Below are 23,267 nucleotides of genomic sequence, written 5' to 3' on the forward strand. Positions count from 1 at the left end.
TGGTGTGCCGGCTCGTCGCCGGCGAGCTGTATGGGAAGTCCCCGACCGCTTACGACCCTACCTCCACGGGCGCCCCTGAGTGACATCGGACGGCCACTGGCACGACGACGGCGGCCCGTACCCCCCGGTAGAGGTACGAGCCGCCGCCCGCTGTCCGGAATGACTTATTCAGAATGACTTATTCCGGTCACGCTCGGTCACCGTCGCAGGGCGTTCAGCGCCTTCCCCACGATCTGTGCCCGCTCGGCCGCCGTGCGCACGTGCTCCAGGCCGAAGCCGAGGAGCAGCGTGTCACGGGTGATGACGGCCGAGGCCGACGGGAACCGGTCCTGGCTCCGCTCCCAGTTCCCGCGCGGTGCCGGGCTGCCCGCGGGCGGTGCCGTGGTGCTCCACGGGCCGAGGGAGGTCTCGAAACCGCCGTCCACCTGCTCGCCGCCCGCGGTGACCAGCCTGGTGTCGTCGACGAAGACGCCGCGACCGCCGTCACTCGGGTCGGTGATGTAGGAGACGTGGACTTCGATCTGCTTGCCCGCGTAGGCGCTCAGATCGAAGGATGCGGCCTTCCAGCCGTCGGAGGCTCCGGTGAAGGAGTTCCAGGCGCCGGTCGTTCCGGTCGCCGTGCAGCCGTCGGCGCCCAGCGTCAGATAGTTGCGCAGATGGGGGTGCTGGTTGAGGTAGAACGCCGCCTCGCACTCGGTCGGCACGGTGGTACGGGTACCGCCGTTCAGATCCGGCAGGGTGGTCCAGTCGTTCTGGCCCGCGGTACGGACCTCGACGACGGCGTTGTCGTAGCCGGGCTCCGTGTTGAAGCTCAGCCGCATGTTCAGCTTCGGGCCCTGGGCCGCGGTGGTGCCGCCGAGGTCGACGGTGCGGCTGAGCCGCTGCCACGAGCCGTTGCGGTGCGGCGCGACCGCGTAGTACTGGCCTTCGTACGGCGAGAACGGCATCCGTACGCCCGGGTAGTCGCCCGCCGCCGCGCTGCGGAACTGCGGGAACTGGGCCGACGGCAGCGTGTCGGAGGTGACGGTGTAGGCCCCGGCCGCGTTCAGCGGGTTCCCGGGCGCGTCACCGAGCCCGCCGGCGGCACCCGCGAGGCGTCCGGATCCGGCGAAGGCGTTCACTCCACCGAGTGAGGCCCGGCCGGAGGCTCCGAGGTAGTACTGCGCGAAGTCGTCGCTGACGGCCCGCCCGAGGTTGGCGTTGCCTCCGGCGCGCTCACCGGCGGTGACCAGCTTGCCGCCCTCGTTGAGATAGGCCCGTACCGCCTTGGTGGTGGCCCAGGACGGCGCGGCGGCACCCGTGTACCAGACGGCGGTGCCGAAGTGGCTCAGGACGCCCAGCGGGTGCGGGGTGCCCTGGGCGGCGACGTCCCAGACGGCGGCGCTCTTCTTGTTCTGCGCCAGGGCGGCGGTGTAGAGCCCGGCGTGCTGCGCGGGGGCGGTGCCGCCCTCCTCCGCGATCACCAGGGCGTCGGCCCGCGGCCGTTCGGCGACGGTGTAGCTGAAGGGCGTGCTGGAGACCTGCTTGCCCTGCTTGTTCCGGCCGGTGAACCAGACCTCGACGGTGTCGCCGACCTCGCCGTGCTCGACCTCGGCGCGGTACTCGTCGAAGCGGATGTTGTCCTCGCCGCCGAAGGTTTCGCCGCCCTTCCAGGCTTCGAGGTCCTCGTCGTGGACCCGGCCGCCGTTGACGCGGTAGTTCAGCTCCTTGTTCCGCAGGTTCTTGTTGGCGACGACGGACACCTCCTGGTCGCCACCGCGGGCGTACGAGACGGTGAACGGGTCGGGGGTGAAGTCGGCGGCCTTCAGACCGAGCGACGACGCCGGCTGGTCGGGCGTCAGGGAGCTCTCGGCGACCGCGAGCGCGAAGGGGATGTTCTTCGCGAACTCCTGCTGGATCAGCTTCTCGTCGTCCGGGAAGGTGAAGACGGAGGCGCAGTCGGCCGGATTCCACTGGTCGTTCGGGTCGATCCGGGAGATCGTGGCACAGGTCGACATCTCGGGGGTGAACATCATCATCCCGTTGACGTTGGCCGCATGGCCGTCCGCCTCGCCGTTGGTGATGTACAGCTCGGAGGAGACCTGGGGCCGGTAGCCGGGGATCGCGGAGTTCGCGGGCGTGCCGGCGATCGTCTCGTACGCCACATCGTCGGGGGTCTTGCTGGCGACCTGCCAGCCGACGCCGTAGAGGATCAGCTCGGCCGCCGAGTGGTAGTTGATGCCGTACTGGAAGCCGATCCGCTTCTGGAAGGCGTCGACGGCCTTGGTCTCGGGCTCCGAGCCGGGGCCGGTGCCGCGGAAGGTCTCGTCGAACGGGTCGGGGGACGAACCCTCGTTGTCGTAGCCCCACTTGTAGGAGAAGTTGCGGTTCAGGTCGACGCCGTCGCCGGCGGATATGGTGCCGTCGCCGTTGTTGTCCCGGAGGTTCTTCCGCCACTGGCGCTCGGACGTCCCGGTGAAGGTGTAGTCGTAGCCGTCCGGGTTGGCCGAGAGCACGAACCAGATCTCCGAGCTGTCCACCAGCTTGGTGATCTTGGGGTCCTTGCCGTAGCCGTCCAGGTAGTGGTGCATCAGCCGCCGGGTCATCTCCGGGGTGATCCACTCCCGGGCGTGCTGGTTGGACAGATAGAGCGTGGCGGGCTTGGCACCGTCCCGGACGGTCTTCGCGTTCTTGCTGACCTTGAGCGCGAGGATGTCCTGGCCCTTGACCGACTTCCCGATGCTGACGGCCTTGGTGATCGACGGATTGGCCTGGGCGGTGGCCAGGATCTCGTTCTTCAGCCCGTTCTCACCGCTGTACGGGCGGAAGACCCCGTCCCCCGCGGCGGCGACCCGCTTCAGGGCGGCGGCCGAGAGCTGGTGCTCCTTGAGGCTGATGCCCTGCCCGCGCAGCTCACCCGCCTGTTGGTCGGTCAGATACACCTCGACGGTGGCGGTTCCCTCTTCGGGTACCCGCTCGCTGAGTTCATGGCCGTCGGCGCCCGCCGCGAGCAGCAGCGGCACCTGGGCCTTGGTGACGGTGGCCCGCCACACGGACAGCCCGTCGTCGCCGGCTCCCCCGCCCCCGCCGTCGGACTGCGCCTGGGCGAACGGTGCCGCCGCGAGCGTCGCGGCCAGGAGTGATGCCGCGGCGAGCAGCGATCTCGCTCTTCGTCTCATGGAGCCCCCCTTGCTGGTTATGCGCCAGAAAGCGAACGGGAGCCAGACTGTTCATCGTGAATGACCATGTCAAGACATGGGGCCCCGCTATCTCAGGGGCCACACACGTGTACGGCCCCGGAGCGAAGGCTTCCGGGGCCGGGGCCGTACGGGCTACGGGCGGGGCGCCGCAGGTCGGCGGGGTGGTCCGCGCGCCGGGAGGCCCCCGGCGCGCGGTCCGGGTCAGACGGCGAGACCCTCGGCCATGTCCTCCGTGAGGCTGGACTCGGTGCCGGGGATGCCCAGATCCTGGGCGCGCTTGTCGGCCATCGCCAGCAGCCGGCGGATCCGGCCGGCCACCGCGTCCTTCGTGAGCGGCGGGTCGGCGAGCGCGCCCAGCTCCTCCAGGGACGCCTGCTTGTGCTCCATGCGGAGCCGGCCGGCGGCCGCGAGGTGCTCGGGGACCTCCTCGCCGAGGATCTCCAGGGCCCGCTGGACCCGGGCGCCCGCGGCGACCGCGGCCCGCGCCGAGCGGCGCAGATTGGCGTCGTCGAAGTTGGCCAGGCGGTTGGCGGTGGCGCGCACCTCGCGCCGCATCCGCCGCTCCTCCCAGGCCAGGACGGACTCGTGCGCCCCGAGCCGGGTCAGCAGCGCCCCGATGGCGTCGCCGTCCCGGACGACGACCCGGTCCACGCCCCGTACCTCACGGGCCTTGGCCGCGATGGAGAGCCGCCGGGCGGCGCCCACCAGGGCGAGCGCGGCCTCCGGGCCGGGGCAGGTGACCTCCAGCGAGGAGGAGCGGCCGGGCTCGGTGAGGGAGCCGTGGGCCAGGAACGCTCCGCGCCAGGCCGCCTCCGCATCGCAGGTGGCCCCGGAGACGACCTGCGGCGGCAGTCCGCGGATGGGGCGGCCGCGGCCGTCCACCAGACCGGTCTGCCGGGCCAGCTGGTCACCGCCCGCGACCACCCGCACCACGTAGCGCGAGCCGCGGCGCAGCCCGCCGGGGGCCATCACCATCAGCTCGGAGCCGTGGCCGAAGATCTCCAGGATGTCCCGCTTCAGCCGACGCGCGGCGATGCCGGTGTCCAGTTCGGCTTCGATCACGATGCGCCCGCTCACCAGATGCAGTCCGCCCGCGAACCGCAGGATCGCCGAGACCTCCGCTTTTCTGCAGCAGGTCCGGGTGACGGGAAGCCGGGAGATTTCGTCCTTCACCGCTGCCGTCATCGCCATGGGCCGATCCTTCCATGCATCCGAAAAATACGGTCGTACGCGGCGGCCAGCAGCTCCGGGTCGTGCTTCGGAACCCCTCCCCCCGGGCCTTCGCCCGCGCCGGAGGCCGTACCGGCGACCGCCACGGGCGCGAGCTCGACCGCGGCGCCGAGGCGCCGGGCGGCCTCGGCCAGGGAATCGCGGTCGGGCACGGCGGCCTCGTCGGCCAGCACCACGTCCAGAGCGAGTTTAGGCGCGTGTCGTCCCAAAACCTCCAAATGACGCTGCGGTGAGAACCCGTCCGTTTCGCCCGGTTGGGGCGCCAGATTGAGGGAGAGAACACGCCGTGCCTTGGTCTCCACCAGCGCGTCGAGCAGTTCGGGCACCAGCAGATGGGGGATGACGGAGGAGAACCAGGAACCGGGTCCCAGAACCACCCAGTCGGCGTCAAGAACGGCGGCCACGGCCTCCGGTACGGCGGGCGGATCGGCCGGGACGAGATGGACGGACTGCACCTCTCCGGGGGTGAGGGCGACCGTCGCCTGCCCCCGGACCGTACCCACCTCGTCGGGGCGGTCCGGATCATGGCCCCGGACCAGGGCCTGGAGCTCCAGCGGCACGGCGGACATCGGCAGCACCCTGCCGTGCGCCCCGAGCAGCCTGCCGACCAGGTCGAGGGCCTGGACATGGTCCCCGAGCTGTTCCCAGAGGGCGACGATCAGCACATTGCCCACGGCGTGGTCGTGCAGCTCGCCGCGGGACTGGAAGCGGTGCTGGATCACCCGGGACCAGGTGCGGCCCCAATCGTCGTCCCCGCAGAGCGCGGCCAGCGCCTTGCGGAGATCGCCGGGCGGCAGCACCCCCAGCTCCTCCCGGAGCCGGCCGCTGGAGCCGCCGTCGTCGGCGACGGTGACCACGGCGGTGAGATCACCGGTGATCCGGCGCAGGGCGGCGAGGGACGCGGACAGGCCGCGGCCGCCGCCGAGGGCGACGACCTTGGGCTGGGCACCGCGTTTGCGCGCGCCGGCCTGAGTGCCGAACCGGCGCAGCCGCCGCAGACGCAGGGAGTGTCCGGTCACTCGCGCCCCATGTCCCGGTGGACGACGACGGTCTCGACGCCCTCGGAGGAGAGCCGGGCCGCGAGCTTCTCGGCCGTGGCGACGGAGCGGTGCTTGCCGCCGGTACAGCCGACGGCGACGGTGACGTACCGCTTGCCCTCGCGGCGGTACCCGGCGGCGATCAGCTGGAGCAGTTCGGTGTAGCGGTCGAGGAACTCCTTGGCGCCGGGCTGGTTGTAGACGTAGTTCGACACCTCCTCGTTGAGTCCGGTGAACGGGCGCAGCTCGGGGACCCAGTGGGGGTTCGGCAGGAAGCGCATGTCGACCACGAGGTCGGCGTCGACGGGCAGGCCGTACTTGAAGCCGAAGGACATCACGGTGGCCCGCAGTTCGGGCTCCTCGTCGCCGGCGAACTGGGCGTCCATCTTGGCCCGCAGCTCGTGGACGTTGAGGCTGGAGGTGTCGATCACCAGATCGGCGTCCCCGCGCAGCTCGCGCAGGAGATCGCGTTCGGCGGCGATGCCGTCGACGATCCGGCCGTCGCCCTGGAGGGGGTGCGGCCGGCGGACCGATTCGAACCGGCGCACCAGGGCCTCGTCGGAGGACTCCAGGAAAACGATCCGGCGCGTGACCTGCTTGGAGTCGAGGTCCGCGAGGGACTCGCGCAGATTGTCGAAGAAACGCCCGCCGCGGACGTCGACGACGACCGCGATCCTGGCCACATTGCCCTGGGAGCGCGCGCCCAGCTCCACCATGGTGGGGATCAGGGCGGGCGGGAGGTTGTCCACCACGAACCAGCCGAGGTCCTCCAGGCATTTGGCGGCGGTACTGCGCCCGGCGCCGGACATGCCGGAGATGATGACCAGCTCGGGGATGGCCGCTTCCACGGCCCCTCCGGGCTCGTTGACACTGCCCGTACTCACGTCTGCCGCTCCGTCTGTGTGGTGCTCGTTCATTCTGTGCTTCCCCCGTCGTTCTCTTCCATGATCTCTCCGGTTGCCGTGTTCACGGCAGGGGCGGCCGGGGCCGCCCGGGTGAGGGCCGCGACGACCGACTCGGCGGTCTTGCGGCCCATGCCGGGAACTTCGCAGATCTGCTCGATTGTCGCGCCTCTCAGCCGTTTCACCGAGCCGAAATGCTTGATCAGCGCCTGCTTGCGGGCGTCACCGAGACCGGGGATCTCGTCGAGGGGGCTGCTGCGGAGGCGTTTGGTGCGCTTGCTGCGCTGGTAGCGGATGGCGAAGTCGTGTGCCGTGTCACGGACCCGCTGGAGCAGATAGAGCCCTTCGCTGGAGCGCGGGAGCACCACCGGATCGTCCTCGCCGGGCAGCCAGACCTCCTCCAGGCGCTTGGCGAGCCCGCAGACGGCGACGTCGTCGATCCCCAGCTCGTCGAGGGCCCGGCGGGCCGCCGCGACCTGCGGGGCGCCGCCGTCGACCACCACGAGCTGCGGGGGGTACGCGAAGCGGCGGGGGCGTCCCTCGTCGTCGCGGGTCCCGCCGCCGTGGGCACCGTCCGGGTCCGTACGGGCACCCTCCGCACCGTCTGCCGCTTCGGGGCCGGGCGGGCCGACAGGGCCGTCGAGCGGGTCCGGGCCGGACACCGGGGCGTCGTCCGCGCCGATCCACTCCCCCGTCCGGTCCTTCTCCGCCAGATAGCGGCGGAACCGGCGGGAGACCACCTCGTGCATCGCCCGGACATCGTCCTGACCGGCGAAGGATTTGATCTGGAAGCGGCGGTATTCGCTCTTGCGGGGCAGTCCGTCCTCGAAGACGACCATGGACGCCACCACGTCCTCGCCCTGGAGGTGCGAGATGTCGAAGCACTCGATGCGCAGGGGTGCAGATTCGAGGCCGAGGGCCTCGGCGATCTCCTCCAGCGCCCGGGAGCGGGTGGTGAGGTCACTGGCCCGCTTGGTCTTGTGGAGCGCCAGCGCCTGCTGGGCGTTGCGCTCGACGGTCTCCATCAGGGCCCTCTTGTCGCCGCGCTGCGGCACCCGCAGGGAGACCTGGGAGCCGCGCCGCCCGGCCAGCCACTCCCCGACCGCCTCCGGGGCGGCGGGCAGGGCGGGCACGAGGACCTCCTTGGGCACGGCGTCGCCGCGTTCCTCCCCGTACAGCTGCTGGAGGGCGTGCTCGACCAGCCCGGCGGTGGAGACGGCCTCGACCTTGTCGGTGACCCAGCCGCGCTGGCCGCGCACCCGGCCGCCGCGGACGTGGAAGATCTGGACGGCCGCCTCCAGCTCGTCCTCGGCGACGGCGATCAGATCGGCGTCGGTGGCATCGGCGAGGACGACGGCATTCTTCTCCAGGGCGCGCCGCAGGGCCGCTATGTCGTCGCGGAGCCGGGCGGCCCGCTCGTACTCCATCTCCTCGGCCGCCTCGGCCATCTGCTGTTCCAGCCGGCGCAGATAGGTGCCCGTGCGCCCGGCCATGAAATCGCAGAACTCCTCGGCCAGTTCACGGTGTTCCTCGGGGGTGACCCGGCCGACGCAGGGGGCCGAGCACTTGCCGATGTACCCCAGCAGACAGGGGCGGCCCTTCTGCCGGTGGTTGCGGAAGACCCCGGCGGAGCAGGTGCGGACGGGGAAGACCCGGAGCATCAGGTCGACGGTCTCGCGGATGGCCCAGGCGTGGCCGTACGGGCCGAAGTAGCGCACGCCCTTGCGCTTGGCGCCGCGCAGCACCTGGACGCGGGGGAACTCCTCGTTGAGGGTGACCGCCAGATAGGGGTAGCTCTTGTCGTCCCGGTACTTGACGTTGAACCGGGGGTCGTACTCCTTGATCCAGGTGTACTCCAGCTGGAGCGCCTCGACCTCGGTGCCGACGACCGTCCACTCCACGGAGGCCGCCGTGGTGACCATGGTGGCGGTGCGCGGATGGAGGTTCGCCACGTCCTGGAAGTAGTTGGCGAGGCGGGCGCGGAGGTTCTTGGCCTTGCCCACGTAGATCACGCGGCGGTGTTCGTCGCGGAAGCGGTAGACCCCCGGAGAGTCGGGGATCTCTCCCGGCTTGGGGCGGTAGCTGGAGGGGTCGGCCATACCGTCCACCCTACTGGCGGGCACCGACACCGCGGGGGCCGGAGGGGCCCGGCGAGAGGGGTACGGCAGACGGCTGCGGCGGGCCGCTCCCGCGGACGGGCCGGGCGGTGCGGACGGGCGCCCGCCGCCGGGGCGGGCGGCGGGCGCCACGGGCCCCGGGCCGGTGCGGGGACCGGCCCGGATCCTCCCCCGCGCCGGGAGCGCGGGGCCGGCCGCCCACCGCCCGGGAGGTCCCGCCCGTGGGGTGTCCGGGCGGCCGGGCGCGGGCGGATGCCCACCGTCCCCCGGAGGCCGTGGGGGCCTTCGGGGGACGGCCGGGACGAGGGCCGGGAGCGGCGGCCGGGAAGAGCGCCGCGGACCGGCTGCCTCAGACCTCCCGGGTCCGGCGGTGCAGGCGCCGGGCGGTGAATCCGCCGAGCAGGAGGACGGTCAGCCCACCGGCTCCGGCGGCCGCGACGGCGGCGGAGACGGCCGGACCGTCCGCGGGTGCCGCCGGTGCCGGTGCGGCCTGTGCTGCCTGTTCTGGCTGCTCGGGGGCCGCCTGGGCGGGGCCCCCGTAGCCGCCCGCCGCGCCCTTCTTCGCATAGGCGGAACCGGGGAGCTTGTCGCCGTAGGCGGCCGCCACCCGGGCACGGTAGGCGGCCAGGGTGGTGCCCTTCGTGCCCACGGCCCGTACCGCGTCCTCGTCGAGCGGCAGCACCCTGCTGCCTCCGGTGACGTACCAGGCGTCCGTCTGCGGCTCGCGGAAGACGGTTCCGCCGTGCAGCTTCGCGGCGCCCGCCTTCGCGTACCGGAACTCGTCGTCGCCGGTGGCTATGTTCACGACCTGCCAGCCGGAGCCCGTATCGGCCGCCCAGACGGACGCCTTCTGCCCGTCGGAGGAGACCGCCGGGGTGGCGAGGAACTCGCTGCGGGCGACCGGGGCGCCCTTCTTCCCGGCCACGAAGTCCGGCGACAGGACGTACACCGCCACGGTCGCGCCCCCGGCGCGCGGCTCGGCGGTAGAGCGGGCCACGGCCCCGTCCCGGGCGAAGAACCGGGACAGGGTGGAGAGGGTGGCCGGTGAGGTGGCGGCGGCCCGGGCGGCCGCGAGGTCCGCTGCGGCGGCCGGGACCGGAGCCGGAGCCTGGGCGGGTGCGGGTGCGGCGGCGGCCTGGCCGGAGAGGGTGCCGAGGGCGCCCAGGGCGAGGCAGACGGCGGCGCCGGCGAGGGCGGCCTCGCGTGCGGCGCCCGTCCGGGCCGGTGCGGTGCGGGGGTTCCGCTTCATGGCGCTCACGCTCCGATCCGGTACAGCGAGTGGGTCCACGAGAAGCTGTTGTTGTTCACGTACCAGGCGTGGGAGGCCCAGTTGTAGCGGGAGCTGGAGGGCCAGGGATCGCCCCAGTAGACCCAGCTGTTGGCGGTGTCGTAGCCGTAGATGACGTGCATGTGACCGCCGCCGCTCGACCACTGGATCCGGGTCTCGACGGGCCGGTTGGCGTTGATCTCGGTCTGCACGGCGGTGTAGCGCAGCCAGTCGGCGATGTACGTACCGGGGCTGACGCCCGTCCACCGCAGTCCGGTCTGCACATTGGCCAGGGTGGCCTGCGAGTTGGGGCACTCGCTGTTCTGGGAGCGGTTGAAGGCGGCGTTGCAGAACTGGTTCTGGGAGTAGGTGCGGCCGTAGTAGGTGGAGATGGTGTTTCCGGCGGCGGCCCAGCACCAGTTGGTCTTCAGCTGTGCTTGCATGGTGATGTTCAGCCGCTTCGAGGCGAGTGCGCCGACGTCACCGGGCCCGGGGGAGGCCGGTGCCACGGCGGCCGGGGCCGCCGTCGGAGCCGCCTGTGCGGTCGACAGGGGAAGGGTGAATACCGCGGCGAGGACGGCCGCCGCGGAGGCGAGCCGTCTCGTGGTGTTGCTCATCGCGTTCCTCCCGAAGGAAAAGAGGGTGGGGGTGGAGGAGCGCGTCCGGACGCTGCCCGTCGAGCATCAGTCCTTGTCGGGAGCAGGTCAACACGCTTCAATGCGGGGGAACACGGCGCTGTGAACGCCCCGACCGGGTTGTGAACGGACCGCCCGGCCCCACCTGCGCCGCCACCGCGGCCCGGCACCGGGGTCGGGCCGCGACCGTGAACGTTCACCCGCCGGCCGGCTCCCGCGCGGGGCCGGACGCGGCAGCGGACCGGCAGCGCCCCGAAGCCGGCCCGCGCGGACCCGGCGGGCGCGTCGCGCCGTACCGCGGCCCGCCCGACGCGATGCGACGCCGCTGGAGGTTCCCCATGGGTCACACCGAGATGGGTCACACCGAGGCCGATCTGGCACAGGTGCTGCACACCGGCCCCTTCCATCTGGCGCTGCGGGCCGCGCTCTCCGTGCGCGGGCTGCCGCTCCAGCGGGTGCAGCACCATCTCGCCCACCGCGGTATCAAGGTCGGGGTCACCAGCCTCAGCTACTGGCAGCAGGGGGCCCGCCGCCCCCAGCGGCCCGAATCGCTGCGGGCGGTACGCGCCCTGGAGGAGGTGCTCGACCTGCCGGGCAACTCGCTGACCCGGCTGCTGGGCGCCGGTGAGCAGTCCGAGGTCGAGCGGCCGCCGTCCCGTTCGTACCGCTCACTCCTCGATGTCTCGGACACCGTGGAGGCGCTGCTGGCGGATCTGGAGTCACCCGCGGACGGCGGGCTGCACACGGTCGGCCACCACGAGCGGGTCCGCATCGGGGCCGCCCGCGAACTGCTCGGCCGGGACTCCCAGCACGTCGTACGGGCCCATCGCGACGGGGTCGACCGCTGTCTCGCCATCCACCACGGCGACCCGGGCTGCGATCCGGCGCGGGTGCAGGTCAGCGCGTTGGAGAACTGCCGTACGGGGCGGGTGCGGCGCGACCGGGAGAGCGCGATCGTGGTCGCGGAGCTGCTCTTCGACACCCGGCTGCGCGCGGGTGAGACGTACTTCTTCGGCTACGGCTTCGAGGACGGCACGGGCGGTCCCAGCGCCGAGTACGTCCGCGGCTTCACCTACGCGGGCGGGCAGTACGTGCTCCAGGTCCGCTTCGACGAGGGCGCGCTGCCGGTGCGCTGCCGCCGGTTCTCCCAGGCGACCACCGGGGCGCCGCGGGGCGGCCGCTCGGAACTGACGCTCAGCGGCCGCCACCGTACGGTCCATCTGGTCGAGCAGGGGGTCCGCCCGGGGATCCTGGGCATCGACTGGGACTGGGACTGAGCGGGCCCGGGCAGGCCCTCTGCGGTACGGGACCTCTGCGGTACGGGCCTCAGGCCTCGGGAGTTTCTTTCGGATCAGGCCGGATCAGCGAGCGGGGTCTGGCGCGTTCGATCGCAAGGCGGAGGATGGAGCCCACGCGGAGCGTAGGCGACTGACGACAACGCAGCGAGCGGGCGTGCCAGGGCACGCGAGCCCGGCAAGATCCGAAAGAGACGACCTAGGGGCCCGCGATCAGCTTCCCGTCGCGGACCACGACCGGGACCTTCGGCAGCGGTACGGTCGCCGGGCCCTTGAGCGCCTCGCCGGTGGTGACGTCGAAGCGGCTGCCGTGGCAGGGGCAGTTGCCCTCGTTGCCCTCGACCTTGTCGAGCGCGCAGCCCGCGTGCGTGCACTGGGCGCTGAACGCCAGGTATTCGCCCTTCGCCGGGCAGCTCACTACCAGCCGCTGCTCCCGGTAGAGCCGGGCGCCGCCGACCGGGACCGCGTCCGCCGCGCCCAGATCGACGGGTGCGGTGGGCGTGGGGGTCTTGGCGTGGCCGAGCTTGGACTCGGTGGAGCAGGCGGCGACCCCCAGGCCCGCGGCCCCGGCGAGGGCCGCGCCTTTCAGCACGGTACGGCGGGCTGCGGGCGTGGCGGACATAGGGGGCTCCACGGGTTCGGGGGCGGTCGTACGGGGCCGGGGCCCGGCTGACCGGGTACGCGCCGGGCCCGGGCGGCCCGGGTCCGGCGCCGGTCCGGGCCGGCGGCGACGGATCCGACGATACCGGCGCGCAGCGGACGGCCCGCGGCCGGGCTCCCTCCCCCGGGGCCCGGCCCATGGACTACGTTCGGGGCCATGATCGTCGTCGCCGGAGAGGCCCTGATCGACCTGGTCCCGATCGCCCCGCCGGAGCCCGGTGCACCGCTGCCGGTGCTGGCACCCCGGCTCGGCGGCGGCCCGTACAACACCGCGATCGCCCTGGGGCGGCTCGGCGGTCCGACCGCGTTCTGCTCCCGGATCTCGGCGGACGGTTTCGGGGACGCGCTGGTGGCGGGGCTGGCGGCGGCCGGGGTGGACACGGCGTACGTGGCGCGGGGGCCGGAGCCGACGACGCTGGCGGTCGCCGCCGTCGGGCCGGACGGTTCGGCGGGCTACTCCTTCTACGCCGGGGGCACCGCGGACCGGCTCTTCGAGTTGCCGCCGCCGCTGCCGGGCGGGACCCGGGCGGTGGCGTTCGGGACCTGTTCGCTGGTTCTGGAGCCGGGCGCGTCCGCGTACGAGGCGCTGCTGCGGCGGGAGGCCCGGGCGGGCAGGTTCGTTCTGCTGGACCCCAATGTGCGGCCCCCGCTGATCCCGGACGCCGAGGCCTACCGCGAGCGGTTCCGCTCCTGGCTGCCGTACGTCTCGCTGCTGAAGCTCTCCGAGGAGGACGCGGAGTGGCTGGGCGGGGTGCCGGAGGGGCCGGGGGCGGTGGTGCTGACCAGGGGCGCGGCGGGGCTGGAGGTCCGTACCCGGGGCGGTGTACGGGTCCTGGTCCCGGCGGTCCCGGTGGCGGTCGCCGACACCATCGGCGCGGGCGACACCGTGAACGCGGCCCTGCTCCACGGACTGGCCGCCCGGAACGCCCTCTCGCCGGCCGGGGCGGCGGCCCTGGGCCCGGACGGCTGGCGCGAGGTGTTGACCCTGGCCGCCCGCGCCGCCGCCCTGACCTGCTCCCGCCCGGGCGCCGAGCCCCCGTACGCCGCGGAACTGGCGTAGGGCCTCCCGGCGGGCCGGACGGCCGGGAGGCTTCGGCAAGCGGCCCTCCCCTGGCCGGGACGCAGGAGACCGGCCCCGTACCGGCGCGGAAATGCGCGGGCAAGGGGCCGGTCTCCGGCCGTAGCGACGGGTTCACGGCCCGTCCGATGGCTACGCCTTGCGGGCGCGGGCCGTCGTGGTCTTCGCCGCCGTCTTCTTGGCGACCGTCTTCTTCGCGGCCGTCTTCTTGGCAGCCGCTGCCGTCGTCGCGGTGCGCTTCCGGGGCGCCGTACGCGACCGGGCCGGGGCCGCGGCGTCGCTGACCCGCTCCGGGTCGAGGATGTCCCGGAGGAACTTGCCGGTGTGGCTGGTGGTGACGCCCGCGACCTCCTCCGGGGTGCCCTCGGCGACCACCAGACCGCCGCCGCTGCCGCCCTCGGGGCCCATGTCGACGACCCAGTCCGCGGTCTTGATGACATCGAGGTTGTGCTCGATGACGATGACCGTGTTGCCCTTGTCGACGAGCCCGGACAGCACCGTGATCAGCTTGCTGATGTCCTCGAAGTGCAGACCCGTGGTCGGCTCGTCGAGGACGTACACCGTGCGCCCGGTGGAGCGCTTCTGGAGCTCGGAGGCGAGCTTGACGCGCTGCGCCTCGCCGCCGGAGAGCGTCGTCGCGGGCTGGCCGAGCCGGACGTACCCGAGGCCGACCTCGTGCAGCGTCCGCAGATGGCGGGCGATCGTCGGTACGGCCTCGAAGAAGTCCAGCGCCTCCTCGATGGGCATGTCGAGGACCTCGGCGATGGACTTGCCCTTGTAGTGGACCTCCAGCGTCTCGCGGTTGTAGCGCGCTCCGTGGCAGACCTCGCACGGGACGTAGACGTCCGGCAGGAAGTTCATCTCGATTTTGATGGTGCCGTCGCCGGAGCAGTTCTCGCAGCGGCCGCCCTTGACGTTGAAGGAGAACCGGCCGGGCTGGTAGCCCCGGACCTTCGCCTCCATCGTCTCGGCGAACAGCTTGCGGACATGGTCGAAGACACCGGTGTACGTCGCCGGGTTGGAGCGCGGCGTACGGCCGATGGGCGACTGGTCGACATGGACGACCTTGTCGACCAGATCGTCGCCCTCGACCCGGGTGTGCCGTCCCGGGACCGACTTGGCGCCGTTCAGCTCGCGGGCGAGATGGGTGTAGAGGATGTCGTTGACCAGGGTGGACTTACCGGATCCGGAGACTCCGGTGACCGCGGTGAACACCCCGAGCGGGAACGACACGTCGATATCGCGGAGGTTGTTCTCCCGGGCGCCGCGGACGGTGATCCGCCGTGTCGGATCGGCCGGCCTGCGCAGCTCGGGGGTGGCGATGGCCTTCTTGCCCGAGAGGTACTGGCCGGTCGCCGACTTGTCGTTGGCCAGCAGCTCCGCCAACGGCCCCGAGTGGACGACCTTTCCGCCGTGCTCACCGGCGCCGGGGCCGATGTCGACGACCCAGTCGGCGACCTTGATGGTGTCCTCGTCGTGCTCGACGACGATCAGGGTGTTGCCCATGTCACGGAGGCGGACCAGGGTTTCGATCAGCCGGTGGTTGTCCCGCTGGTGCAGCCCGATGGAGGGCTCGTCGAGGACGTAGAGCACACCGACGAGACCGGAGCCGATCTGGGTGGCGAGCCGGATCCGCTGGGCCTCGCCGCCGGACAGGGTGCCCGCGGCGCGGTTCAGCGAGAGGTAGTCCAGGCCCACGTCGACCAGGAACCGCAGCCGCTCGTTGACCTCCTTCAGCACCCGCTCCGCGATCTTCTTGTCCCGGGCGGTCAGCTTCAGCCGCCCGAGGAACTCGGCGCACTCGCTGATCGACATGCCGGAGACGTCGGCGATGGAACGGTCCATCACCGTCACCGCGAGGACGACCGGCTTGAGGCGGGTGCCCTCGCAGGTCGGGCAGGGCACCTCGCGCATATAGCCCTCGAAGCGCTCGCGGCTCGCGTCGCTCTCGGCCTCCTGGTGCCGCCGCCGCACGAACTGGACGGCGCCTTCGAAGGCCGGGGTGGTGTAGGCGCGCTCGCGCCCGTACCGGTTGCGGTAGCGGACCTCGACCTGGGTCTTGTGGCCGTACAGCAGGGCCTTCTTGGCGCGCTGCGGCAGCCCGGCCCACGGCATGTCGGTGGCGAAGCCGAGGGCTGCCGCCAGTCCGCCGATCATCCGGCCGAAGTACTCCTTGGTGTGGCCGTGGGACCAGGGGTGGATCGCGCCCTCGTCGAGGGACTTGTCCGGGTCCGGGACGATCAGCTCGGCGTCGACCTCCATCCGGGTGCCGATACCGGTGCAGTCGGGGCAGGCGCCGAAGGGCGAGTTGAAGGAGAAGGAGCGGGGCTCCAGCTCCTCGAAGGACAGATCGTCGTAGGGGCAGTACAGATGCTCCGAGAACATCCGCTCGCGCTCGGGGTCGTCCTCGGGGAGGTCGACGAAGTCGAGCACGACCATGCCGCCGGAGAGTCCGAGCGCGGTCTCCACGGAGTCCGTCAGCCGCCGCTTGGCGCTCTCCTTGACCGTCAGACGGTCGACGACCACCTCGATCGTGTGCTTCTCCTGCTTCTTCAGCTTCGGCGGCTCGGCCAGCTGAATCGTCGCCCCGTCGACCCGGGCCCGGCTGTATCCCTTGGTCTGGAGGTCGGCGAAGAGGTCGATGAACTCTCCCTTGCGCTCGCGCACCAGCGGCGAGAGCACCTGGAAGCGGCTGCCCTCGGGCAGCTCCAGCACCCGGTCCACGATGGCCTGCGGCGACTGCCGGGAGATGGGCCGGCGGCACTCGGGGCAGTGCGGCTTGCCGATCCGGGCGAACAGCAGCCGCAGATAGTCGTAGACCTCGGTGATGGTGCCCACGGTGGAGCGGGGGTTGCGCGAGGTCGACTTCTGGTCGATCGACACGGCCGGGGAGAGGCCCTCGATGAAGTCGACGTCGGGCTTGTCCATCTGGCCCAGGAACTGCCGTGCGTACGACGACAGGGACTCCACGTAACGGCGCTGGCCTTCGGCGAAGATCGTGTCGAAGGCGAGCGACGACTTGCCCGACCCGGAGAGACCCGTGAACACGATGAGCGAGTCACGGGGGAGGTCCAGCGAGACGTTCTTCAGATTGTGCTCGCGAGCGCCACGGACGATGAGACGGTCGGCCACGCCGGGTCCGCACCTTTCTTGAGTGAACCGGTCCTGAACGGAGGCACCGGCCGGGAAACGGCCGTGGACCGGACCTTCCCAGCCTACGGGGGTCGCCGCGGTAACGGACCGGATCCGCCGGACGCCCGACGGAGTACCCGGCAGGGTGCCCGACAACCAGGATGCCTCGCCCCAGGCTATAGCACGTACATTCGATTTATTGCCGCCCGGCGATACCTTCACCCGATCGTGTGGCGGCAGGGGTGCGCACTATCGTCGGCCGCATGACCGATCCCTTGCGCGACCTCGCCTCCCTGCGTGCGGCCACCGAGCGGCTGCTCACCACCGCCCACACCCTGGAAAACGCAGCCGTGACCGGCCCGTCACGGCTTCCGGGCTGGACCAGGGGGCATGTCCTGACGCATCTGTCCCGGAACGCCGACGCGCTCGTGAACGTCCTGGAGGGGCGTCCGATGTACGCGAGCCCCGAGGCGCGGGAGGCCGATATCGAGAGCGGCGCCTGCCGCCCGCTGGACGTCCAGCTCGCCGATGTCCGCGACAGCGCCGCCCGGCTGCACGCGGTGGCCTCGCTGCCCTCGGACTGGGAGCGGACGGTCGCCCTCCGTAACGGCGTCACCGACCGGGCCGCGCGGATCCCCTTCCGCAGGCTCGTCGAGGTCGAGCTGCACCATGTGGACCTCGGCGCCGGACACGAGCTGGAGGACCTCCCGGAGGAGTTCCTGGTGCGCGAGACCGCGTTCCTCGCCGACCGTTTCGCGGGCCGTGCGGACGTACCGCCCACCCTGATCACGGTCTCCGGCGGCCACGGCACCCTGCGGACGGGCCGCGAGGGCGACGGCGACAGCACGGACGCGGTATCCGTGGCGGGTCCGCCGGCGTCCCTGGTCGGCTGGCTGGCCGGACGGCGTACGGGCGATCCCGCCCTCACCGCGACGGGCGCGGACGGCGCCCCGGCGGCCCTGCCCGTACTGCCCGCCCTGTAGGCCCCGTAAGCCCTGCAAGCCTGGTAAGCCCCGGCCCCGGGGCGGGCGGAAGCCGTAGGCTTCAGGCATGACGTACAGCGGAGCGGTGAAGGTCGGCGGACCGGCGGACGTGCACGAGCTGACGGACCTGATGATCTCCAAGGTCGCGGTCGGCCCGATGGACAACAACTCCTATCTGCTGCGCTGCCGGGCCACCGGGGAGCAGTTGCTGATCGACGCGGCGGCCGAGCCGGACACGCTGCTCCGGCTGATCGGGGACGATTCCATCGCGTCCGTGGTGACCACCCACCGGCACGGCGACCACTGGCAGGCGCTGGCCGAGGTGGTCGCCGCGACCGGTGCCCGGACGTACGCCGGCCGGTACGACGCCGAGGGCATCCCGGTGCCGACCGATGTACCGGTCGAGGACGGGGACGAGATCGCGGTCGGCCGGGTCCGGCTCACCGCCCGGCATCTCGTCGGCCACACCCCCGGGTCGATCGCCCTGGTCTACGACGATCCGCACGGTCCGCCCCATGTGTTCACGGGCGACTGCCTCTTCCCCGGCGGGGTGGGCAACACCCACCAGGACGCCGAGGCCTTCGCCCGGCTCCTCGGGGACGTCGAGACCAAGCTGTTCGACCTGCTGCCGGACGAGACCTGGGTCTACCCGGGCCACGGCAACGACACCGCACTCGGCGCCGAGCGCCCCCACCTCGCGGAGTGGCGCGCCCGGGGCTGGTGAGCCCGCCGCCCCCGGGCCGGGCCGGTGGTCACGGCGGCAGGACCGCGGTGACCACCAGCCCGCCGCCCTCGCGGGGGCGGGCCGTGACCGTTCCGCCGTGGGCCCGGGCCACCGCCCGGACGATGGAGAGTCCCAGCCCGGCCCCCTTGGCGCTGATCACCCGGTCCCGGCCGAGCCGCCGGAAGGGTTCGAAGAGCGTCGGCACGTCGAACGGGGACACCGGGGGGCCGGTGTTGGCCACCTCCAGCACCGCCCCGCCGCCGGGCGCGGGGCGGCTGGTGACCCGTACGAAACCGCCGGGACCGCTGTTGTGCCGGATGCCGTTCTCCACCAGATTGTGGACGAGCCGTTCCAGCAGCAGGGCGTTGCCGCTGGTCGGCGCCTCGGCCGCGGACTCGTCGACGGTGACGCCCGCGGACCGTGCCTCGGCCGCTGCCTGGGCGGCCACATGGGTCACCACATCCGCCAGGTCGAGCGGGATGCGTTCGGTGACCTCGTTCTCCGAGTCCGCGAGCAGCAGCAGACCGCCGATCAGCCGCTCGTGCCGCAGGTTGATCTCCAGCAGGTCCTCCCCGAGCTGCTTCACGTCGTCGGAGGCGGTTCTGCGATGCATCGCCACCTCGACCAGGGCCCGCCCCAGGGTGAGCGGGGTGCGCAGTTCGTGGGAGGCGTTGGCGACGAACCGGCGCTGCCCGTCGAAGGAGCGGTCCAGCCGTTCGATCATGGTGTCGAAGGTATCGGCGAGGTCCTTGACCTCGTCCCGGGGCCCGGCGAGGGCGATGCGTTCGTGCAGCCCGCGCCCGGCGGCGGGGGCGGCGGCGATCCGGCGGGCGGTCTCGGTGACCCGGCGCAGCGGGGCCAGTACGCGTCCGGAGACCAGCCAGCCGAATCCGGCGGCGCCCCCGCCGACGACCACCAGGACCAGCCCGCCCAGGCTGAGCAGGCTGGTGGCGGCCGCGTTCCGGAGCGCCTCCCGGTGCTCTTTCAGCGCGACGGCCCCGTCGGGCGGTATCTCCTCGCCGTCGGGGAGGGTGAAAGTGGTCTCCGGGGGCCGGGGCGATCCTGAGGGTGTTCCCGGTGGCCCGGCGGTCGGCGCCTGCTGCACCTTGCCGATGAACTTGGCGCCGTCCGGCATCTGCTGCTCGAAGAGCACGTAGGTCACCCCGAGCAGAACCACTCCGGCGACCATGAACAGCCCGCTGTGGATCAGGGTCAGCCGGGCCCGCAGGGGCAGCCTCGCGGGCCGGAACCGCCCGGTCCACCGCCGTCGCCCGCGCGGGGCCCTGCGGCCGCGGGACCGGGTGCCGGCCGGGTACGGCTCCGGGGCCGCCGGTCCCGCGGCCGGTTCACCGGGCGGTACGGGGGCGGGGCCCGAGGTCATGAGATGCGGTACCCCACTCCCGTGACGGTCTCGACCACGGGCGGATCGCTGAGCTTCCGCCGGAGCTTGAGGACGACGAGCCGTACCGCGCCCGTGAACGGGTCCGCGTTCTCGTCCCACGCCTTCTCCAGCAGTTGTTCGGTGGAGACGGCGGCCCCGTCGGCGCGCAGCAGTTCGGTGAGGACCGCGAACTCCTTGGGCGACAGGGGGACGTACCGCCCGTCGCGGAACACCTCGCGGCGGGCCGGGTCGAGGGTGATGCCCGCCCGGCGGAGCACGGGCGGCGCGGCGGGCCGGGAGCGCCGGCCCAGCGCCTGGACCCGGGCGGCCAGTTCGGGGAAGGCGAAGGGTTTGGTGAGGTAGTCGTCGGCGCCGAGGCCGAGTCCGCCGACCCGGTCGGCGATCTCCGCGGCGGCGGTCAGCATCAGGACCCGGGCGGTGGCCCCGGTGCCCGTGATCGCACGGCACACCTCGTCGCCGTGGACGACGGGCAGATCGCGGTCGAGGACGACGACGTCGTAGTCGTTGACGCCCACGCGCTCCAGCGCCGCGGCGCCGTCGTGGGCGATGTCGACGGCATGGGTGTCCTCGCGCAGCCACTCCGCGATCGCGTCGGCGAGCCTCGGCTCGTCCTCCACCACCAGTACCCGCATCTGCCGGCCCCCTCTTCCCCGTGTCTTCCCCGTGTCTTCCCCGTGTCCGGGCGCCGGTGCGCCCGTGTCCCGCCCGGTCCGGCGCTGCGGCGCCGGGGCGGTGCGGCGTCCCCGGCCCGCCGTGGCGCCGGATCACTCCGTCATGGTGAACACCCGGACGTTTCCACCGCGTTAGTGCGGCGCGTCGTCACGGCGGTGATAACCGGCACCGGGCCGCCCGCGGGGCCGTAACGCCGGATTCGTACGCCCGGAATCCCCCCGGCCCGGAAACGGCGCGGAAACGGCGGTGCGCGTTCCATCGGTCGTCGAGGGGCCGGAACCGTCCGGCCCGCGGCACGAGGAGATGAACGATGCGATCACTCACCCGCCGGGGCCGGGCCGCCGGAGCACCGGCCGCGCTGGCCCTGGTGCTGGGGCTGGCACTGGCCGGATGCGGTTCGGACGGCGGCGGCGAGAAGGTGGCCGCGGCGCCGTCCGCCGCGGGGACGGCCGGTACGCCGAAGGACGGCGGCGCGTCGGGGGACGGTGCGGTGCCGAAGGACAACGAGGAGAAGGCCAGGAAGTTCGCGGAGTGCCTGCGGAAGCACGGTCTGAACGTGGGGGACCCGCGGGAGGGCAAGTTCACCATGGACGGGAACGGGCTGCCCAAGGACAAGCTGGACAAGGCGACGGAGGCGTGCCGCGCGTTCCAGCCGCAGGGCGTGGGCAAGGGGAAGCCGGACCCGAAGATGGCCGAATCCATGCGGAAGTTCGCCGAGTGCATGCGGACCAACGGGGTGGAGAAGTTCCCCGACCCGGGCTCCGGCGGCGGTATCCAGATCGACGGCAGCATCGCCGGGGACCCGGACTTCAAGGCCGCCGAGAAGAAGTGCCAGGCCGGTATGCCCAAGGGCCCCGGGAAGAAGAACCTCGATGGCTGAGCCGTCGGCGCGGGGGCGCGCGGGGGGCGGAGAGCCGGGCGCCGCGGAGCCGGTGCTCGCGGAGGCCGGGCCGTCCCTCGTGGACCGTACGGGGCTGTCGTACGAACCCCGGGACGAGCTCCGTGCGCAGGCACGGCAGGAGCCGGACGGCGGCGGGGGCCCGGACGGTACGGAGGGCATGGACGGTACGGACGGTCCGGAGGATCCGCCTCCGCCGCCCTTCCGGAGCCAACGGCGCCGCAGGCGGCGCGGCCGCCGGGCCGCGGCCGTCCTCGTGGTCCTCGCCGCGGGCGGCGCCGTGGCCGTGGCGGGGCTCGGTCTCGGCGGCGACGCGGACGCGGGCGGCGGGGACTCCGGCGGGCTGCCGCCGAACACGGCGAAGGTGACCCGGCAGACCCTGCGCGATCTGCACACGGCGGACGGCACCCTCGGGTTCGGCGACACCGCCGAGATCGTGAGCCGGGTGGCCGGCACGGTCACCGCCGTACCGGAGACCGGGGAGCGGATCACCCGCGGGGAGGAGCTGTACGCGGTGGACGATCTGCCGGTGACGCTGATGTACGGCTCCCTGCCCGCGTACCGCCCCCTGAAGGAGGACACAGAGGGTCCGGACGTCCGGCAGCTGGAGCGGAATCTGCGGGACCTGGGATACACCGGGTTCACCGTCGACGAGAAGTTCACCGGGGCGACCACCTCGGCGGTGAAGGCGTGGCAGGAGGACCTCGGACTGGAGGAGACCGGGGTCGTGGACCTCGGGCGGGTGGTGTTCGCCCCGTCCGCGATCCGGGTCGAAGCGGTGGAGACCGCGAAGGGCGGCACCGTGCAGATGGGCGCCAAGGTCCTTTCGTACACCGGCACCGCGAAGGCCGTCACGGTCGAGCTGGATCCGGAGTATCTGCGGCTGGCGAAGAAGGGCACGGCGGTCACCGTCACCCTGCCCGACGACACCCGCGCGGCGGGCCGGATCGACCAGGTCTCCACCGTCGTCCAGCCCGCCAGCGGCCAGCAGGAGGCGACCACGAAGGTCGAGGTGATCGTGGCGCTGACCGGGGCGAAGGCGCAGAAGGCGGCCGCCAGGTTCGGATCGGCTTCGGTGGACGCGGACTTCGTCGCCGGCACCCGGCCCAACGTACTGACCGTCCCGGTCGCGGCCCTGCTGGCGTTCTCCGGCGGCGGCTTCGGCGTGGAGGTGGTCTCCGGCGCCACGTCCACCTATCTCCCGGTGACCACGGGGCTCTTCGCCGAGGGCCGGGTGGAGATCTCCGGCGAGGGGGTCGCCGAGGGCGCGGTCGTGGGGATGCCCAAGTGATCGAACTGACGGAGGTCACCAAGGTGTACCCGGGCGGGGTGGCCGCACTCGCCGGGGTGTCGCTGCGGATCGACCGGGGCGAACTGGTCGGGATCGTCGGGCCTTCCGGTTCGGGGAAGTCGACGATGCTGCATGTCCTCGGCACGCTGGACCGGCCGTCGTCGGGCCGGGTGCGGATCGACGGGTACGACGTCGGGGCACTGCCCGACCACCGGCTCTCCGCGCTGCGGGCGAGCCGGATCGGCTTCGTCTTCCAGCACTTCCATCTGGCGGCCGGGACGACGGCGCTCGACAACGTCGCGGACGGACTGCTCTACAGCGGGCTGCGCCCGGCTGAGCGGCGCCGGCGGGCGGCCGCGGCGCTGGAGCGGGTCGGCCTCGGGCACCGCATGGACCATGAACCCCACGAGCTGTCGGGTGGCGAGAAACAGCGGGTGGCGATCGCCCGCGCGGTGGCCGGGGATCCCCCGCTGCTCCTCGCCGACGAGCCGACGGGCGCCCTGGACTCGGTTTCGGGCGACGGGGTGATGGCGCTGCTGCGGGAGCTGAACCGGGCGGGCACCACCGTCCTGGTGATCACGCACGACCGGGAGATCGCGGCTTCGCTGCCGCGGCAGGTGCTGATGCGGGACGGGCTGATGGTGGCCGACACCCGGGACGGCGGGACGGGCGCCCACGCGGCGGGCGGTACGGGTACGGGGGCGGCCCGGTGAGCCCGCGCGCCACGGCCCTCGCCCCGGGGGCCCCGTCCGGGGGGACACGGCC

The 23,267-nt window shown here is 72.7% G+C and carries 18 protein-coding genes; 7 read left to right on the forward strand and 11 right to left on the reverse strand.

From position 1 onward, the window contains the following. Positions 1-197 precede the first annotated feature (197 nt). The 7 genes from B7R87_RS06220 to B7R87_RS06250 form a co-directional block, all read right to left on the reverse strand. Positions 198-3,158 (reverse strand): M14 family metallopeptidase, encoded by a 2,961-nt coding sequence (locus B7R87_RS06220; protein ID WP_006349931.1) that lies wholly within the window; start codon positions 3,156-3,158, stop codon positions 198-200. 222 nt (positions 3,159-3,380) lie between these two features. Then, complete coding sequence (gene whiA / locus B7R87_RS06225; protein WP_006349930.1) at positions 3,381-4,370, reverse strand: DNA-binding protein WhiA; 990 nt, start codon at positions 4,368-4,370, stop codon at positions 3,381-3,383. Next, positions 4,361-5,428, reverse strand: coding sequence for a gluconeogenesis factor YvcK family protein (locus tag B7R87_RS06230; RefSeq protein ID WP_006349929.1), 1,068 nt, complete (start codon positions 5,426-5,428; stop codon positions 4,361-4,363). The genes whiA and B7R87_RS06230 overlap by 10 nt, the downstream gene beginning before the upstream one ends. Continuing rightward, positions 5,425-6,363 carry an RNase adapter RapZ gene (rapZ, locus tag B7R87_RS06235; RefSeq protein ID WP_078902403.1) on the reverse strand — a complete coding sequence of 313 codons (939 nt, stop codon included), beginning with the start codon at positions 6,361-6,363 and terminating at the stop codon, positions 5,425-5,427. The genes B7R87_RS06230 and rapZ overlap by 4 nt, the downstream gene beginning before the upstream one ends. Then, the gene (gene uvrC / locus B7R87_RS06240) at positions 6,360-8,447 is read right to left on the reverse strand and encodes an excinuclease ABC subunit UvrC (RefSeq protein WP_006349927.1); all 2,088 of its coding nucleotides are present in this window, start codon (positions 8,445-8,447) and stop codon (positions 6,360-6,362) included. The genes rapZ and uvrC overlap by 4 nt, the downstream gene beginning before the upstream one ends. Positions 8,448-8,814: 367 nt before the next feature. Beyond that, a complete protein-coding gene (locus B7R87_RS06245) occupies positions 8,815-9,714 on the reverse strand; it encodes a hypothetical protein (protein ID WP_233168774.1) in 900 nt (299 codons plus the stop codon). A 5-nt stretch (positions 9,715-9,719) separates the two neighbouring features. Beyond that, positions 9,720-10,349, reverse strand: coding sequence for a papain-like cysteine protease family protein (locus B7R87_RS06250; RefSeq protein ID WP_130584534.1), 630 nt, complete (start codon positions 10,347-10,349; stop codon positions 9,720-9,722). A gap of 371 nt (positions 10,350-10,720) precedes the next feature. On the opposite strand from B7R87_RS06250, the gene B7R87_RS06255 reads away from it, so the two are divergent. Beyond that, positions 10,721-11,644: a hypothetical protein gene (locus tag B7R87_RS06255; protein ID WP_040916632.1), complete on the forward strand. Its 924-nt coding sequence runs from the start codon at positions 10,721-10,723 to the stop codon at positions 11,642-11,644. 217 nt (positions 11,645-11,861) lie between these two features. On the opposite strand, the gene B7R87_RS06260 is transcribed toward B7R87_RS06255, so the two are convergent. Further along, positions 11,862-12,284, reverse strand: coding sequence for a Rieske (2Fe-2S) protein (locus tag B7R87_RS06260; protein ID WP_006349925.1), 423 nt, complete (start codon positions 12,282-12,284; stop codon positions 11,862-11,864). Positions 12,285-12,479: 195 nt separating this feature from the next. Between B7R87_RS06260 and B7R87_RS06265 the strand changes: the two genes are divergently transcribed. Further along, positions 12,480-13,382 (forward strand): carbohydrate kinase family protein, encoded by a 903-nt coding sequence (locus B7R87_RS06265; RefSeq protein WP_130584535.1) that lies wholly within the window; start codon positions 12,480-12,482, stop codon positions 13,380-13,382. 150 nt (positions 13,383-13,532) lie between these two features. Here B7R87_RS06265 and uvrA read toward each other — a convergent pair whose 3' ends face one another. Continuing rightward, complete coding sequence (uvrA, locus tag B7R87_RS06270; protein WP_006349924.1) at positions 13,533-16,532, reverse strand: excinuclease ABC subunit UvrA; 3,000 nt, start codon at positions 16,530-16,532, stop codon at positions 13,533-13,535. 263 nt (positions 16,533-16,795) lie between these two features. On the opposite strand from uvrA, the gene B7R87_RS06275 reads away from it, so the two are divergent. Continuing rightward, positions 16,796-17,515: a maleylpyruvate isomerase family mycothiol-dependent enzyme gene (locus B7R87_RS06275; protein ID WP_006349923.1), complete on the forward strand. Its 720-nt coding sequence runs from the start codon at positions 16,796-16,798 to the stop codon at positions 17,513-17,515. A gap of 67 nt (positions 17,516-17,582) precedes the next feature. Then, the gene (locus B7R87_RS06280) at positions 17,583-18,239 is read left to right on the forward strand and encodes an MBL fold metallo-hydrolase (RefSeq protein ID WP_006349922.1); all 657 of its coding nucleotides are present in this window, start codon (positions 17,583-17,585) and stop codon (positions 18,237-18,239) included. 28 nt (positions 18,240-18,267) lie between these two features. Here the strand turns inward: B7R87_RS06280 and B7R87_RS06285 are convergent, their stop codons facing one another. Next, positions 18,268-19,620, reverse strand: coding sequence for a sensor histidine kinase (locus B7R87_RS06285; protein WP_130584536.1), 1,353 nt, complete (start codon positions 19,618-19,620; stop codon positions 18,268-18,270). Then, positions 19,617-20,273, reverse strand: a complete 657-nt coding sequence (locus tag B7R87_RS06290) for a response regulator transcription factor (protein WP_006349921.1) — start codon at positions 20,271-20,273, stop codon at positions 19,617-19,619. The genes B7R87_RS06285 and B7R87_RS06290 overlap by 4 nt, the downstream gene beginning before the upstream one ends. Positions 20,274-20,623: 350 nt before the next feature. Between B7R87_RS06290 and B7R87_RS06295 the strand changes: the two genes are divergently transcribed. Genes B7R87_RS06295 through B7R87_RS06305 form a run of 3 tightly spaced genes read left to right on the forward strand, consistent with a single transcriptional unit; the run spans position 20,624 to position 23,215 of the window. Continuing rightward, complete coding sequence (locus B7R87_RS06295) at positions 20,624-21,193, forward strand: hypothetical protein (RefSeq protein WP_006349920.1); 570 nt, start codon at positions 20,624-20,626, stop codon at positions 21,191-21,193. Next, complete coding sequence (locus B7R87_RS06300) at positions 21,186-22,502, forward strand: efflux RND transporter periplasmic adaptor subunit (RefSeq protein WP_233168775.1); 1,317 nt, start codon at positions 21,186-21,188, stop codon at positions 22,500-22,502. Before B7R87_RS06295 ends, B7R87_RS06300 begins: the two co-directional genes overlap by 8 nt. After that, positions 22,499-23,215, forward strand: coding sequence for an ABC transporter ATP-binding protein (locus B7R87_RS06305; protein WP_130584537.1), 717 nt, complete (start codon positions 22,499-22,501; stop codon positions 23,213-23,215). Before B7R87_RS06300 ends, B7R87_RS06305 begins: the two co-directional genes overlap by 4 nt. Positions 23,216-23,267: the final 52 nt, after the last annotated feature.

The organism is Streptomyces tsukubensis, assembly GCF_003932715.1.
Lineage (GTDB): Bacteria > Actinomycetota > Actinomycetes > Streptomycetales > Streptomycetaceae > Streptomyces > Streptomyces tsukubensis.

Bases quoted from the DNA above. Each gene is read 5' to 3' on its own strand.
- B7R87_RS06265 (WP_130584535.1), top strand. From the start codon at position 12,480: ATGATCGTCGTCGCCGGAGAGGCCCTGATCGACCTGGTCCCGATCGCC.
- whiA (WP_006349930.1), bottom strand. From the start codon at position 4,370: ATGGCGATGACGGCAGCGGTGAAGGACGAAATCTCCCGGCTTCCCGTC.
- uvrC (WP_006349927.1), bottom strand. From the start codon at position 8,447: ATGGCCGACCCCTCCAGCTACCGCCCCAAGCCGGGAGAGATCCCCGAC.
- B7R87_RS06285 (WP_130584536.1), bottom strand. From the start codon at position 19,620: ATGACCTCGGGCCCCGCCCCCGTACCGCCCGGTGAACCGGCCGCGGGA.
- B7R87_RS06290 (WP_006349921.1), bottom strand. From the start codon at position 20,273: ATGCGGGTACTGGTGGTGGAGGACGAGCCGAGGCTCGCCGACGCGATC.
- B7R87_RS06275 (WP_006349923.1), top strand. From the start codon at position 16,796: ATGACCGATCCCTTGCGCGACCTCGCCTCCCTGCGTGCGGCCACCGAG.
- B7R87_RS06250 (WP_130584534.1), bottom strand. From the start codon at position 10,349: ATGAGCAACACCACGAGACGGCTCGCCTCCGCGGCGGCCGTCCTCGCC.
- B7R87_RS06255 (WP_040916632.1), top strand. From the start codon at position 10,721: ATGGGTCACACCGAGGCCGATCTGGCACAGGTGCTGCACACCGGCCCC.
- B7R87_RS06300 (WP_233168775.1), top strand. From the start codon at position 21,186: ATGGCTGAGCCGTCGGCGCGGGGGCGCGCGGGGGGCGGAGAGCCGGGC.
- rapZ (WP_078902403.1), bottom strand. From the start codon at position 6,363: ATGAACGAGCACCACACAGACGGAGCGGCAGACGTGAGTACGGGCAGT.
- B7R87_RS06220 (WP_006349931.1), bottom strand. From the start codon at position 3,158: ATGAGACGAAGAGCGAGATCGCTGCTCGCCGCGGCATCACTCCTGGCC.
- B7R87_RS06280 (WP_006349922.1), top strand. From the start codon at position 17,583: ATGACGTACAGCGGAGCGGTGAAGGTCGGCGGACCGGCGGACGTGCAC.
- B7R87_RS06245 (WP_233168774.1), bottom strand. From the start codon at position 9,714: ATGAAGCGGAACCCCCGCACCGCACCGGCCCGGACGGGCGCCGCACGC.
- B7R87_RS06260 (WP_006349925.1), bottom strand. From the start codon at position 12,284: ATGTCCGCCACGCCCGCAGCCCGCCGTACCGTGCTGAAAGGCGCGGCC.
- B7R87_RS06295 (WP_006349920.1), top strand. From the start codon at position 20,624: ATGCGATCACTCACCCGCCGGGGCCGGGCCGCCGGAGCACCGGCCGCG.